Origin of the sequence: Streptomyces sp. 150FB, assembly GCF_000818195.1 — a bacterium.
In the GTDB taxonomy this organism is placed as follows: domain Bacteria; phylum Actinomycetota; class Actinomycetes; order Streptomycetales; family Streptomycetaceae; genus Streptomyces.
Genome location: NZ_JTHL01000001.1, coordinates 1611497 through 1625044, shown reverse-complemented (window position 1 = coordinate 1625044; position 13548 = coordinate 1611497). Strand labels below are relative to the sequence as shown.

The 13548-nt window shown below is 72.0% G+C and carries 16 protein-coding genes; 7 read left to right on the top strand and 9 right to left on the bottom strand.

Going from position 1 to position 13548, the window contains the following annotated elements:
• Positions 1-526 (top strand): zinc-binding dehydrogenase (locus QR77_RS06610; RefSeq protein ID WP_040020258.1); only part of this gene is annotated, 526 nt, incomplete at its 5' end.
• Positions 527-591: 65 nt separating this feature from the next.
• Here the strand turns inward: QR77_RS06610 and QR77_RS06605 are convergent.
• The 3 genes from QR77_RS06605 to QR77_RS06595 are packed head-to-tail and all read right to left on the bottom strand — an operon-like array spanning position 592 to position 1871.
• Entirely contained in the window at positions 592-921 is a 330-nt protein-coding gene (locus tag QR77_RS06605) for a DUF202 domain-containing protein (protein WP_040020257.1), read from the bottom strand.
• A 33-nt stretch (positions 922-954) separates the two neighbouring features.
• The gene (locus tag QR77_RS06600; protein WP_040020252.1) at positions 955-1347 is read right to left on the bottom strand and encodes a DUF202 domain-containing protein; all 393 of its coding nucleotides are present in this window, start codon (positions 1345-1347) and stop codon (positions 955-957) included.
• 11 nt (positions 1348-1358) lie between these two features.
• The gene (locus tag QR77_RS06595; RefSeq protein WP_040027410.1) at positions 1359-1871 is read right to left on the bottom strand and encodes an NUDIX domain-containing protein; all 513 of its coding nucleotides are present in this window, start codon (positions 1869-1871) and stop codon (positions 1359-1361) included.
• A gap of 110 nt (positions 1872-1981) precedes the next feature.
• On the opposite strand from QR77_RS06595, the gene QR77_RS06590 reads away from it, so the two are divergent.
• On the top strand, positions 1982-3637 hold the full coding sequence (locus QR77_RS06590; protein WP_040020251.1) for an FAD-binding dehydrogenase: 1656 nt from the start codon (positions 1982-1984) through the stop codon (positions 3635-3637).
• Between the two features lie 38 nt (positions 3638-3675).
• Here QR77_RS06590 and QR77_RS06585 read toward each other — a convergent pair whose 3' ends face one another.
• Positions 3676-4098: an ASCH domain-containing protein gene (locus QR77_RS06585; protein WP_040020248.1), complete on the bottom strand. Its 423-nt coding sequence runs from the start codon at positions 4096-4098 to the stop codon at positions 3676-3678.
• A gap of 182 nt (positions 4099-4280) precedes the next feature.
• On the opposite strand from QR77_RS06585, the gene QR77_RS06580 reads away from it, so the two are divergent.
• Together QR77_RS06580 and QR77_RS06575 are read left to right on the top strand one after the other, a co-directional pair.
• Positions 4281-4955 (top strand): molybdopterin-dependent oxidoreductase, encoded by a 675-nt coding sequence (locus tag QR77_RS06580; RefSeq protein WP_236711063.1) that lies wholly within the window; start codon positions 4281-4283, stop codon positions 4953-4955.
• Complete coding sequence (locus QR77_RS06575; RefSeq protein ID WP_052488571.1) at positions 4897-5646, top strand: cytochrome b/b6 domain-containing protein; 750 nt, start codon at positions 4897-4899, stop codon at positions 5644-5646. Before QR77_RS06580 ends, QR77_RS06575 begins: the two co-directional genes overlap by 59 nt.
• A gap of 55 nt (positions 5647-5701) precedes the next feature.
• Here the strand turns inward: QR77_RS06575 and QR77_RS06570 are convergent, their stop codons facing one another.
• Positions 5702-6208 (bottom strand): gluconokinase, encoded by a 507-nt coding sequence (locus QR77_RS06570; protein ID WP_040020247.1) that lies wholly within the window; start codon positions 6206-6208, stop codon positions 5702-5704.
• A gap of 183 nt (positions 6209-6391) precedes the next feature.
• Between QR77_RS06570 and QR77_RS06565 the strand changes: the two genes are divergently transcribed.
• The gene (locus QR77_RS06565; RefSeq protein ID WP_040020246.1) at positions 6392-7477 is read left to right on the top strand and encodes an S-(hydroxymethyl)mycothiol dehydrogenase; all 1086 of its coding nucleotides are present in this window, start codon (positions 6392-6394) and stop codon (positions 7475-7477) included.
• On the top strand, positions 7477-8106 hold the full coding sequence (locus tag QR77_RS06560) for an MBL fold metallo-hydrolase (RefSeq protein ID WP_040020245.1): 630 nt from the start codon (positions 7477-7479) through the stop codon (positions 8104-8106). Before QR77_RS06565 ends, QR77_RS06560 begins: the two co-directional genes overlap by 1 nt.
• Here the strand turns inward: QR77_RS06560 and QR77_RS06555 are convergent.
• Positions 8091-9026 carry a pseudouridine synthase gene (locus tag QR77_RS06555; protein WP_040020244.1) on the bottom strand — a complete coding sequence of 312 codons (936 nt, stop codon included), beginning with the start codon at positions 9024-9026 and terminating at the stop codon, positions 8091-8093. The two genes, QR77_RS06560 and QR77_RS06555, sit on opposite strands and share 16 nt — an antisense overlap.
• Before the next feature lie 139 nt (positions 9027-9165).
• On the opposite strand from QR77_RS06555, the gene QR77_RS06550 reads away from it, so the two are divergent.
• Entirely contained in the window at positions 9166-10038 is an 873-nt protein-coding gene (locus QR77_RS06550) for a DMT family transporter (protein WP_040020243.1), read from the top strand.
• Between the two features lie 18 nt (positions 10039-10056).
• Here QR77_RS06550 and QR77_RS06545 read toward each other — a convergent pair whose 3' ends face one another.
• The 3 genes from QR77_RS06545 to QR77_RS06535 all read right to left on the bottom strand — a co-directional run.
• Positions 10057-11775, bottom strand: coding sequence for an AMP-binding protein (locus QR77_RS06545; protein ID WP_040020242.1), 1719 nt, complete (start codon positions 11773-11775; stop codon positions 10057-10059).
• Between the two features lie 86 nt (positions 11776-11861).
• Complete coding sequence (gene fabF / locus QR77_RS06540; protein ID WP_269084310.1) at positions 11862-13112, bottom strand: beta-ketoacyl-ACP synthase II; 1251 nt, start codon at positions 13110-13112, stop codon at positions 11862-11864.
• Positions 13113-13164: 52 nt separating this feature from the next.
• On the bottom strand, positions 13165-13548 hold a 384-nt coding region (locus tag QR77_RS06535), incomplete at its 5' end, for an FAD-dependent oxidoreductase (protein WP_040020241.1).

Below are 13548 nucleotides of genomic sequence, written 5' to 3'. Positions count from 1 at the left end.
CCTGCACCAGGTGCTCAAGGTGCGCCCGGGAGAGACCGTGCTGGTGCACGCGGCGGCGGGCGGGGTCGGCTCCACGGCCGTACAGCTCGCCCGGTACTCCGGCGCCCGGGTCATCGGCGCGGCCAGGGAGAGCGGCCAGGAGCACATCAGGGCCCTCGGCGGCGAACCCGTCGTGTACGGCCCCGACCTGGCCGATCAGGTACGCGCCGTCGCGCCCGGCGGTGTCGACGCCGCCTTCGACATCCTCGGCGGTGACTTCCTCCAGGGCACGCCCACGCTGCTCGCCCCCGGCGGCCGGCTGGCCTCCATCGCGGACGGAGGGGTCACCGACCTCGGCGGGACATACGCCTTCACCCGCGCCGACGCGGCCGACCTGGCGACCCTCGCGGGACTGGCGGAACAGAAGACGCTGACGGTCGCTGTCGCGCGGACGTTCCCGCTGGAGCGGACGGCGGACGCGCACCGGTTCGCCGAGGCGGGCGGCACCGGCGGGAGGGTCGTCGTCACCGTGGGCGGCAACGGCTGACGGCGGTCCCGTGAGTGTCGGAGCGCTTGTCGGACGTACGCCCCGGATCCGCGCGCATCTCCGCGTCAGACGAGGACCGTCAGGGCGAACACGGCCAGGCACACCGTGCACACCGCCGCGGTGACCGCCGCCCGCACCGAGAGCGGCCGGGGCCGCGCCGCGTCCAGCGCCAGTGTCCGGCGGTGCGCCACGCCCAGGAACGCCAGCCAGACCAGGGCGGTCAGCGAAGCGGCCACCACGGCGGCGCCCGTCCCCCCGTGGTGGATGGCCTGCCGGACCGCCAGGACGGCGGCCACCGTGCAGGAGAGTGTCGTACGCCGCCAGGCCAGCCTGGTCCGCTCGGGCTGGAGCCCGGGGTCCCTGCGGTCGGCCTCCTCCGGCGTCGGCGTGCCCATCAGACCACCCGGCCCATCAGACCACCCGGCCCATCAGCCACCCCTGCCCAGCACCACGATCACCAGCATCGCCACGGCCACCACCGCCACCGCCAGACTCAGCACGGTCGGGAAGCGGGACACCGGCAGGTCCTCCTTGCGCCGCATCGCCCGCTCGCAGCGCACCCAGTGGTTGACCGCGCGCAGCGCGCAGAGCGCCCCGGCGGCCAGCAGCGCGAGCGCGAGCCCCACCCGTACGCCCCAGCCGAGGTGCGGCAGGAACTGATCCACGGCGAAGCCTCCGCCGATCAGCGCGAGCGCCGTACGGATCCAGGCCAGGAAGGTACGTTCGTTGGCCAGCGAGAAGCGGTAGTCCGGCGTCTCGCCCTCGTCGCCCATACGGCGTGGCGCGAACCACAGCCGCAGGCTCCGGACGAAATCGGTCATCTCCCGCTCCCCTACGCGCGGAGCGCTTTGAGCCGCTCGTACGCCGCGAGACCGTCCGGCACCCACTCCCACTCGGTGAGCCGCCGCTCCAGCTCCTCCGGGGTGAGGAAGTCGTGCCAGGCGACCTCCTCGACCTGCGGGTTCACCGGCAGGGTGCAGCGCACCTGGTACACCGACGACCACCAGGCGGCCCGGCCGTCCCCCGACTCGTACAGGAACCGGAACAGCGGCTCGGGCCTGGGGAGCCCGCTCACCCCCAGCTCCTCCTCCGCCTCGCGCAGCGCCGCGTCGTCGTAGCTCTCGCCCGCGCCGACGACACCGCCCACGAACATGTCGTACATCGAGGGAAAGACCAGCTTGATCGGGGTCCTGCGGTGGACGAAGAACCGGTCCTCCGCGTCCCGCGCGAGGACGAAGACAGCGCGGTGACGCAGGCCCTTCGCATAGACCTCGCCGCGTGGGGCCTGCCCGGTGACACGGTCGTTCTCGTCGACGACGTCGAGAATCTCATCTTCTGCTGCCATGTCCGCCATCCAACCAGTTGACTAGTTACTCGCGCGTACCGAAGATCGGGACACTGCTCACCGCGACCCGTCCACCTCCCTGTCCCCGCCGCCCACGAAGGATGGAAGCCATGGCGTACGACGCTGATGTGATCGTGATCGGGGCCGGCCTGTCGGGGCTGGTCGCCACGGCGGAACTCGTCGACGCGGGCCGCTCCGTCATCGTCCTCGACCAGGAGCCCGAGCAGGCGGTCGGGGGGCAGGCGCACTGGGCCTTCGGCGGGTTGTTCTTCGTGGACTCGCCCGAGCAGCGCCGGATGCGGATCAAGGACAGCAGGGAGCTGGCGCTCCAGGACTGGTTCGGTACGGCGGGCTTCGACCGCCCCGAGGACCACTGGCCGCGCCGCTGGGCCGAGGCGTACGTCGACTTCGCCGCAGGTGAGAAGCGCGCCTGGCTGCACCAGCAGGGCATGCGCTTCTTCCCGGTGGTGTCGTGGGCGGAGCGCGGCGGTTACGACGCGACGGGGCCTGGCAACTCCGTACCCCGCTTCCACATCACCTGGGGAACCGGGCCCGGCGTGGTCGCGCCGTTCGAGCGCCGGGTACGGGAGGGCGTGGCGCGGGGCCTTGTGACGTACCGCTTCCGGCACCGGGTCACCGGTCTCGGCCGTACGGCGGGCGCCGTGGACACCGTGACCGGCGAGGTGCTGGAGCCGAGCGCGGCCCCGCGCGGGGCGGCGAGCAGCCGGGCGGTGACGGGCGACTTCACGCTCAGGGCGCAGGCCGTGATCATCACCTCGGGCGGCATCGGCGGCAACCATGAGCTGGTGCGCGAGCGGTGGCCCGAACGGCTCGGCACCCCGCCGCGCACGATGCTCTCCGGTGTGCCCGCGCATGTCGACGGGCTGATGCTCGGCATCGCCGAGGCCGCCGGAGCCCGCCAGATCAACGGCGACCGGATGTGGCACTACACCGAGGGCATCGAGAACCACGACCCGATCTGGCCCGCGCACGGCATCCGTATCCTGCCGGGCCCGTCCTCGCTCTGGTTCGACGCGCGCGGCAGGCGGCTGCCCGTACCGCTGTTCCCCGGCTTCGACACGCTCGGGACGCTGGAGCACATCATGCGCTCCGGGTACGACTACACGTGGTTCGTGCTCGACGAGCGCATCATCGGCAAGGAGTTCGCGCTCTCCGGCTCCGAGCAGAACCCGGACCTGACGGGCAAGTCGGCGCGCGGGGTGTTCGACCGCGCGCGCATCGACGTACCAGGACCGGTGCGGGCGTTCATGGACAAGGGCGTCGACTTCGTGGTGGAGAAGGACCTGGGCGCGCTCGTACGGGGCATGAACGCGCTGACCGAGGAGCCGCTGATCGACGAGGCCGCGCTGCGCCGCGAGATCACCGCGCGCGACCGGGAGGTGGCCAATCCCTTCACCAAGGACGCCCAGATCACCGCCGTACGCGGCGCCCGCAGGTTCATCGGCGACAAGCTGATCCGTACGGTCGCACCGCACCCCATCCTGGACCCGGCGGCCGGACCGCTGATCGCCGTACGGCTGAACATCCTCACCCGGAAGTCGCTGGGCGGCCTGGAGACCGACCTGTCGTCGCGGGTGCTCACCGAGGGCGGCGAGCCGCTGCCCGGGGTGTACGCGGCGGGCGAGGCCGCCGGGTTCGGGGGCGGCGGTATGCACGGCTACCGGTCGCTGGAGGGGACGTTCCTGGGCGGCTGCGTCTTCTCGGGGCGAGCGGCGGGCCGGGCGGCCGCAGAGGCGGTCGCCTGACCGCGACCTGACTGACAGTGGCGGCCCGGCGGCGTACGTCAGAGGCGTTCGGCGACCCGGAAGCGTTCGGCCACGACCAGCGTCGTGTCGTCCACGGTGAAGTCCTCGTCACCGAGCGCGACCCGCATCTCCTCGCTGTGCCAGAACCGCTCGTGCGCCGCGCGCCACTCCGCCACCGAGGTGTGCCCCTCGCCCTCGTCCAGCGCGTGCCGCAGATCCACCTCGCCCAGCGGGAGCACGCGGACGTCGGTGAGTTCGATCACAGCGACCTCGCGGCCCGCCGAGTCGATCAGTGCCGACCGCTCACCCACGGGCGGCAGTTCCTCACGCTCCGCTTCGAACTCCGCGAGCAGTCCCGTGGTCGAGACCTTCTCGCCGCTGAGCACCGCTGCGACGAGCCGGTCGCGCAGCGGGCCGGGGAAGGCGAGCAGATAGGGCGGCAGCGGTTCCCGGGTCTCCATGCGCGTCAGCCTACGACCGGTCGGCCCGGTGGCCGGGCCCGATTCCCGGGGACCTGGCCTGATTCTGACGAAAGTCTGACGGAACAACCCGGTCGCTGGCTTCTGGAGGCCGCCGGTGTTCGAATCGGGGGGTGACCCATGAACAGCGTGAACCGGGGGGCGCACCCGTAGGCCGACGGGTGATGCTCTCCATGCTCGGCGTGGGCGCGGCAGGTCTCGCCGCCGCTCCCTACCTCCAGCGCGGATTTGAGAAGTTCCTCGGCGCGGCCTCGCAGGTCGACCCGACCGGCCTCACGGGACTGCTGCCCAACGGCGGCGGCTTCCGCTTCTACAACGTCGCGGCCTCGGTGCCACACAAGGACGCCACCAACTACCAGCTCAAGATCGACGGCCTGGTCGACCACCCCACCACGTACACGCTCGACGCGCTGCGCAAGCTGCCGCAGACCAGGGTCGTCCGTGACGTGCAGTGTGTGACGGGGTGGCGGGTCCCGAAAACACCCTTCGAGGGGGTGCGGGTCTCGGATCTCCTCGACGCCGCAGGGGTACACCCCGAGGGCAAGGCGCTCCGCTTCACCTGCTTCGACGGAACGTACAGCGAGAGCCTCACGCTGCCGCAGGCCCGGCGCTCCGACGTCATGGTGGCCCTGAAGATGCAGGACAAGCCGATCAGCTACGACCACGGCGGGCCCGTACGCCTCTACGTGGCGCCCATGTACTTCTACAAATCGGCGAAATGGCTGTCCGGGATCTCCGTCACCTCCGAGGTCAAGCCCGGCTACTGGGAGGAGTACGGCTATGACGTCGACGGCTGGGTCGGAAAGTCCAACGGACGCAGTGACACCCCCACCGTCTGAGCGGGGGCAGGCCGAGCGGGGGCCGTCCGGGCGGGCGCCCGCGAAGCGCGTACGGCGGTTCAGCCGCGCCGAACGGCTGATCCACCGCACCACCGGCTGGCTGATGCTGCTGTGCGTGGGGACCGCCGCGTGCCTGTACCTTCCGCAGCTCGCCGAACTGGTCGGCCGCCGGTATCTGGTCGTCACCGTGCACGAGTGGTCCGGGATCCTGCTGCCCGTACCCTTCCTCGTCGGGCTCGCCTCGCCCACCTTCCGCGCCGACCTGCGCAGGCTCAACCGCTTCGCGAGTTACGACAAGGAGTGGCTGCGGGCCGTACGCAAGCGCTGGTCGTGGCCGGGGGCCCGGCCCGCAGGCAAGTTCAACGCCGGGCAGAAGATCTACGCGGGCTGGATCGCCGGCGCCGTCCTGATCATGATGTTCACCGGCCTGCTGATGTGGTTCACCGGGCTGCTGCCGCTGGTCTCGCGTACGAGCGCCACCTTCATCCACGACTGGCTGGCACTGGCCGTTGGCATCGTCCTGGCCGGGCACATCGGGATGGCGTTCCAGGACCCGCACGCCCGGAGCGGGATGCGCACCGGGTCGGTGGACCCGAAGTGGGCGGAGCGTGAGCACCCGGAGTGGGACCACGAGGAGGAGGCCCGGCAGGAGGCCGAGGCGGTACGCGAGGGACGCACCCCGCCCGAGTGACGGACCGCCGACCGTGACCGACCGACGCCGGGGTGACGGACACGCGCGCGTCGGCTCAGCCATCCACCTCGCGCAGCGCCGCCACGGCCCGCGCCGTGATCTCCTCCGGGGTGCCCGCCACATCGACGGCCACCCCCGCCTCGTCGTACCCCAGCGGTTCCAGCGCCGCGAACTGCGAGTCGAGCAGCGCCGGAGGCATGAAGTGCCCCTGGCGCTCGCCCATCCGCCGCTCGATGAGCGCTCGCTCGCCCGTCAGGTGCAGGAACACCGCGCCGGGCGCCGCGCCCCGCAGCCGGTCGCGGTACGCGCGCTTGAGCGCCGAACTCGTCACCACCCCGCCGAGCGCCTCCCGCCCGTGCGCCCAGGTTCCGATCGCGTCGAGCCAGGGCCACCGGTCCGTGTCGTCCAGCGGCGTCCCCGCCGACATCTTGGCGATGTTCTCCGGCGGGTGGAAGTCGTCGCCCTCGGCGTAGCCGACGCCCAGCGCCTCGGCCAGCAGCCGCCCCACCGTCGACTTGCCCGTACCTGCCACGCCCATCACCACGACAACGCGGGTGTCCATGGAGCTGTCCTCTCGTTCTGGTCGGTCGTTAGGACCTGTCCGTGTACCGCGCCGGCCGCGTACCGCACCATTGTCCTGTCCGCCCGCGCGCTCCCGGACGCGGGACGACGCGGGATAGTGGGAGCGAACAAAGTCGTTCGGGGCGCGGTGCGCCCATGGTGTGAGGAAAGGCAGGTCCCCGGTATGTCGCAGCAGGTGCAAGGGGTCGTCGCGCCCGGCAAGAACGAGCCGGTGCGGATCGAGACGATCGTGGTACCGGATCCGGGCCCCGGCGAGGCCGTGGTGAAAGTCCAGGCGTGCGGCGTCTGCCACACCGATCTGCACTACAAGCAGGGCGGAATCAACGACGACTTCCCCTTCCTCCTCGGCCATGAGGCCGCGGGTGTCGTGGAGTCGGTCGGCGACGGCGTCACCGAGGTCGCCCCGGGCGACTTCGTCGTCCTCAACTGGCGTGCGGTGTGCGGCGAGTGCCGTGCCTGTCTGCGCGGCCGGCCCTGGTACTGCTTCAACACCCACAACGCCAAGCAGAAGATGACCCTCACCGACGGCACGGAGCTCTCCCCGGCCCTCGGTATCGGCGCCTTCGCCGAGAAGACCCTGGTCGCCGCCGGACAGTGCACCAAGGTCGACCCGAGCGTGTCGCCGTCCGTCGCCGGTCTGCTGGGCTGCGGAGTGATGGCCGGCATCGGCGCCGCCATCAACACCGGCCAGGTCGGGCGCGGTGACTCCGTCGCCGTCTTCGGCTGCGGCGGGGTCGGCGACGCGGCGGTCGTCGGGGCGCGCCTCGCCGGCGCCGCCCGGATCATCGCCGTCGACATCGACGACCGCAAGCTCGCCATGGCGAAGTCGATGGGCGCGACCCACACCGTCAACTCCCGCTCCACGGACGCCGTCGAGGCGATCCGCGAGCTGACCGGCGGCTTCGGCGCCGATGTCGTCATCGAGGCGGTCGGCCGCCCAGAGACGTACGAACAGGCCTTCTACGCACGGGACCTGGCCGGGACCGTCGTCCTGGTGGGCGTCCCCACCCCGGAGATGAAGCTCGAACTGCCGCTCCTGGACGTCTTCGGCCGCGGCGGCTCCCTCAAGTCCTCCTGGTACGGCGACTGTCTGCCGTCCCGCGACTTCCCGATGCTCATCGACCTGCACCAGCAGGGCCGGATCGACCTGGCCGCCTTCGTCACCGAGACCATCGGCCTCGGCGACGTCGAGAAGGCCTTCGGGCGCATGAGCGACGGCGATGTGCTGCGTTCGGTGGTGGAGTTCTGATGGCCGCACGCATCGACCATCTCGTCACCTCGGGCACGTTCTCGCTCGACGGCGGTACCTGGGACGTCGACAACAACGTCTGGATCGTCGGCGACGACACCGAGGCGATCGTCATCGACGCCGCGCACGACGCGGGGGCCATCGAGGCCGCCCTGGACGGCCGGACGCTGCGCGCCATCGTCTGCACGCACGCCCACGACGACCACATCGGCGCCGCCCCCGCGCTCGCAGCGGCGACCGGCGCCCCCGTACTGCTCCATCCGGCCGACCTCCCGCTGTGGAAGCTGACCTACCCGGAGCAGGTGCCGGACGGCGAGCTGGCGGACGGCGAGACGCTCACCGTCGCCGGCACCACGCTGACGGTGCTCCACACCCCGGGACACGCGCCCGGGGCGGTCTGCCTGTACGCGCCGGAGCTGGCGACCGTCTTCACCGGCGACACCCTCTTCCAGGGCGGCCCCGGAGCCACCGGGCGGTCGTTCTCCGACTTCCCGACGATCGTCACCTCGATCACCGACCGGCTGCTCGCCCTGCCGCCTGAGACGGTCGTCCGTACCGGCCACGGCGACACCACGACCATCGGCGCCGAGGCACCGCACCGCCAGGACTGGCTTCAGCGCGGCCACTGAGCGAGCCGCAGCCCGCTCTCGAAGCGGTACGGCTCGCCCGTCACCGGGTCGGTGAACTCCAGCTCCCTCGCCAGGAGCTGGAGCGGCCGGGTGTGATCGTCGGGCGCCTGCTCCTGGACGACCGGATACAGCGGGTCGTCCAGGAGCGGCAGCCCCAGCGCGTTCATATGGACCCGGAGCTGGTGGGTACGGCCGGTGGCGGGCAGCAGCCGGTAGCGGCCGTACCCCTCGCGGTGCTCCAGCAGCTCGATCCGGGTCTCGCTGTTCGGCTCGCCGCCCGGCACCTCGTACGCGGCCCGCACCCCGCGCTCCTTCTCGATCCGGCTGCGTACGGTCACCGGCAGCGCCACCGCCGGGTCGTACGGCGCGATCGCCTCGTAGACCTTGCGCACCAGCCGGTCCCGGAACAGCGTCTGGTACGCGCCGCGGTCCCCGGCCCGTACGACGAACAGCACCAGCCCCGCAGTCAGCCGGTCCAGCCGGTGCGCCGGCTGGAGCTCCGGCAGGTCCAGGTCGCGGCGCAGCCGGGCCAGCGCCGTGTCGGTGATGTGCGAGCCCCTCGGGGTGGTGGCGAGGAAGTGCGGTTTGTCGGCGACGACGATCCGCTCGTCACGGTGCACGACACCGATCTCGAAGGGCACCCGCTCCTCGGGCCCGAAGTCCCGGTGGAACCAGACGTACCGCCCCGCCGTGTACGGCTCCTCAGGTCCGACCGGCCGCCCGTCGGCCCCGGCGAACCGCCCCGCACGGAACATCGCGTCGATCCGCTCGGCACCGATCGCTTCGGCGTAGCGCGCGAGCAGATGGTCGCGTACGGCCGGCCAGCGGCCCTCGGGGTCGGCGGGCAGCCGCAGCCGCACCGGATCGATCCCGGCGTGCTGGGGGAGCGGCGCCTGCGGCGCCCTGCTCCTGCGTACCACGGCGACTCCTCCGTACCGTTCCCCCGCGCGGAGCTGTTCCGGTGCCCGGGGCCGGGGAAACGTACCTCATCCGGTCACTGCGGCGAAGTTTCCGCAGGTCCGGTCGCCGTCGCGGAGCCCGCTCCCGCATGATGGTGCGGTGATCAGTGTCCTGTTCGCCGTACTGACCGCGATCAGCAACGGCTCGGCCTCGGTGCTCCAGCGCCGCGCCGCCTCCCACGTGCCCGACAGCGAGGCCATGCACCTCTCGCTGATCAAGCATCTCCTCAGACAGAAGGTGTGGCTGGGCGGTATCTGCCTGGTGATCGTGGCCGCCGTCTGCCAGGCGGTGGCGCTCGCCACCGGGGCGATCGCGGTCGTCCAGCCGATCTTCGTGATCGAGCTGCCGTCGACCCTGCTGATCGCCTCGTACGTCTTCCGCACCCGGCTCCCGCGCAAGGCGTGGCTCGGTGTGGCCGCCGTGACCTGCGGTCTCGCCCTGGGCATGGGATCGGCGGCGCCCGGCGGCGGCACCCAGACCGTGGACGGCGTGGCGTGGATTCCCGCGCTGATCGCCACGGTGGTCTTCGAGGCCATCCTGATCATCTGGGCGCAGCGGGTGCGCGGCAACCTCAGGGCGGCGCTCTTCGGACTCGCCGCGGCCTGCGGGTACGCCCTGACCGCCGCCCTGATGAAGGACGCGGTGGCGCGCCTCGACGACGGCGACGGCGTGGTCGCGCTCTTCGCGTCCTGGCAGCTCTACGCCACCGCGGTGGCGGGCATCGGCGCGCTGTTCCTCCTTCAGAACGCGCTCCAGGCGGGTGTGCTCGCCGCCTCCCAGCCGATGCTGACCCTCGGGGACGCGCTGATCAGCATCACGTACGGCGTGATGCTGTTCAGCGAGAACCTGCGCACCGGCTGGTGGGTGCTGCCCGAGCTGATCGCGGTCGGGCTGATCGCGGCGGGCTGTACGGAACTGGCCCGCTCGCCGCTCGCCTCGGGCACCTCGCCGAAACCGCGCCGGGTCAAGTAGCGCGTGTCCGCCGGACCGTCAGATCCGTTCCAGCAGCCCCGCCGCCGCGTCCCGCGCCACCTGCTCCCTGAGCTGGTAGTGGATCTTCTTGCCGGTGGCCGTCACCGGCAGGGCGTCCACGAACCGGTAGGCGCGCGGGCGTTTGTACGCGGCCAGCATCGGATGGGCCCGGCAGTGCTTCTCGCACTCCTGCGCCGTCAGCTCCGGGTCCCTGCGCACCACGTACGCGGTGACGAGCTGACCCCACTCGGGGTCGGGCGCGCCCACCACGGCCGAGTCGGCGACCCCGGGGTGCTCGCCGAGGACCTCCTCCACCTGTACGGGGTGCACGTTCTCGCCGCCCGACAGGATCATGTCGTCCTTCCGGCCGACGATCGTGACGTACTCGTCCTCGTCCCAGGTCGCGAGGTCGCCGATGTACAGCCAGCCGTCGCGGAAGTTCTCCGCCTCCTCGTCCGGGCGGCCGATGTAGCCGTAGCCGGACTTGGGCGAACGCACGATCACCTCACCGATCTCCTGGCCGTCCTTCGCCGCCAGCTCGCCGGGCGCCGCCCGCCGGTCGTCGTGTACGCGGACCACGGCCACGTCGTCGTCGGTGCTGGCGCGCCCGGCACTGCCCGCGTGCGCCGGCAGGTCGACGGGGCGCAGGAAGGTGTTCCAGAACGCCTCGGTCGTGCCGTACCCGTTGAAGATCCGTGGCGTCAGGATCTCCTGGTAGCGCAGGCACGCGGCGCGGTCCAGGGGCGCGCCCATGGTGACGATGCCGCGCAGCGTCGAGAGGTCGCGGGGGACGGCCGTCTGCGCGTCGGCGAGCCGCTCCAGATTGGTCGGGGCGCCGATGAGGAAGGTGAGACCGCGCTCCTGCACCAGGTCCAGCACGGTGTCGGCGTCGAAGTGACGCAGCGGCACCACCTCGCCGCCCGCGTAGAAGACCGGGTTGGGGCCGCCGGCGTACAGGCCGCCGCGGTGGAACCACGGCGTCATGTTCAGCGTGCGGTCCTCGGGCGACAGCGGGAAGTGCATGATCACGTCGTGCGCCGACAGCACCTCGGTGGCGTTGTTCAGCGGGACGCCCTTGGGCAGTCCGGTGGTGCCGGAGGTGTAGAGACGGGTGGTCTCCGCGTAGATCCCGCCGTCGGGCGCGGGCAGCGGGGCGGCGCCGGTCCCGCGGGCGAGGAGGTCCTCGAAGGGGAGCGATCCGGGCAGCGGGCCGGTTCCGGTTCCGTTCGCGGCGGCTGCCGGGGTGGTGCCGGGCTGCGCGGTGCCGGGCTGTGCGGTGCCGACATGGGCGATCAAGGCCGGACGGTGGCCGGCGAGCGCGAGGGCCCGCCCGGCGTTCTCGGCGACGGCCGTGTCGTACACGAAGGCGCGCGGCCTCCCGGTGTCCAGCACATGGGCGCTCTCGCCGGGCGCCAGCCGGAAGTTGACCGGTGAGCCGATGGCGCCGAGGCGCTGGGTGGCCAGGTACAGCAGCGCGAACTCGGGCCCGTTGAAGAGCTGGTACGCCACCAGGTCCCCGGGGCGTACGCCGGAGGCCGCGAGTCCGGCGGCGAGCCGCCCGACCTCCTCGCCCAGCTCGGCGTACGTCCAGGTGCGCCCGGTCGCCGGGTCGGACATCGCGGTGGAGCGGGCGTAGCGGTGGGTGTTGCGGTCGAACCCCGACCAGTAGGTGAACTGCTGCTCGAAGACGGAGCGGAACCCGGCGGGGTCATAGGCGGGGGTGCTGCTGTCGTTCATATGTGGGATCTCCTCCCGGATTCGGACCCGGACGCGAACACGGAGTCGTATCGGTGCGGGAACGCTGACATCGGCTCGGACATGGCTCAGACGGCCCGCAGTACGGCGACACAGTTCTGTCCGCCGAATCCGAAGGCGTTGACGGCCGCGGCCCGTACCTCCGTCTTGCGCGCGGTGCCCGGCACATAGTCGAGGTCGCACTCCTCGCCCGGGGTGTCCAGATTGATGGTGGGCGGCACGACGCCGTCCCTGATGGCCAGCGCGCACACCATCGCCGACAGTGCTCCCGCCGCCCCGATGAGGTGGCCGACCATCGACTTGGGCGAGCTGACGGCCAGGTCGTAGGCGTGCGGCCCGTACACGTCCCGGATCGCGCGGGTCTCTGTGAGGTCGTTGATCCGGGTGCTGGTGCCGTGCGCGCAGATGTAGTCGATGTCCCGCGCCTCGGTGCCGGAGGCGCGCAGCGCCTGCCGCATCGCCGACATGGCACTGGTACCGCTGGGGTCGGGGGCGCTCACATGGAAGGCGTCCGAGGTGAGCGCCCCGCCCGCGACCTCGGCATACGGGCGGGCGCCGCGCGCGCGGGCGTGCTCGGCGGACTCCAGGACGCAGACGACCGCCCCCTCGCCGAAGACGAAGCCGTCACGCTCGGCGTCGAAGGGGCGGCTCGCCGCCTCCGGATCGTCGTTGCGCCGCGACAGCGCGCCCATGTTGGAAAGACCGGTGAACATCACCGGGGTGATCGCCGAGTCGGTGCCGCCCGCGATCACCACATCGGCCTCGCCCGAGAGGATCAGCCTGCGCCCCTCCAGCAGGGCGTAGATCCCGCTGGCGCAGGCGAGCGCGCTCGCCGTCACGGGACCCCGTACACCGAGGTCGATGGCGACCTCGCAGGCCGGCATGTTCGGGATGACGGACGACACGAAGTACGGGCTGACCGTGCGCGGGTCGGCGTGCATGGCGTCGACGGCCGACTCGACGCCGTCCATGCCGGCGACCGCGTTGTTGAGGACGACGCCGACCCGCTCGGCGTCGATACCGCCGTCTTCGGCGCCGACCGTCAGACCGGCGTCGGCCGCCGCCTCACGCGCGGCGGCCACGGCGAGCTGGGAGAAGCGTGCGGAGCGCCGCTGCCGTTTACGGTCGAACAGCTCGGCCGGGTCGAAACCACTGACCTCACCGGCGATCCTCGTCGGCAGCGCCGACGCGTCGAAGCGGGTGATCGGGCCGATCCCCGACGTACCGGCGAGCAGCGCCTGCCAGGTGCTCTCGCGGTCGTTGCCGACGGGGGTGAGGGCACCAAAGCCCGTCACCACGACGTGTTGATTGCTCTGCACGACATTCCTCCTGCTCGGCCATGGCCCTCGGCCAGGCCGTTGATGAAAACAGTCACCGGCGCGGCGTGTTCCCGCGCTCCCGCGTGATCCGCGTGATCCGGTGTGCGGCGCGCAGGCCTTCGGCCGTGGCGCGCACCGCGTTGAGCCCTTCGGTGCCGGCGACTCCGCCGGCACTCTCGAACGGGACTCCTGCCCGCCGCAGCGTCGCGGCGACGTCCCGTTCACTCTCCTGCCCAGCGGCGAGGACCACATGGTCGGCGGGGACGAGTTCCCTGCCGCCTTCCGCGTCCACGACGAGCACACCCTCGCGGGTGATCTCCTCGTACCCGACCCCGGTGAGCAGCCGCACGCCCTGGGCGCGCAGTTCCTCCATCACCACCCACCGGGTGCTCGGCCCGATGCCGGCGCCGATCCGGCCGCCGCGCCGCATCAGCGT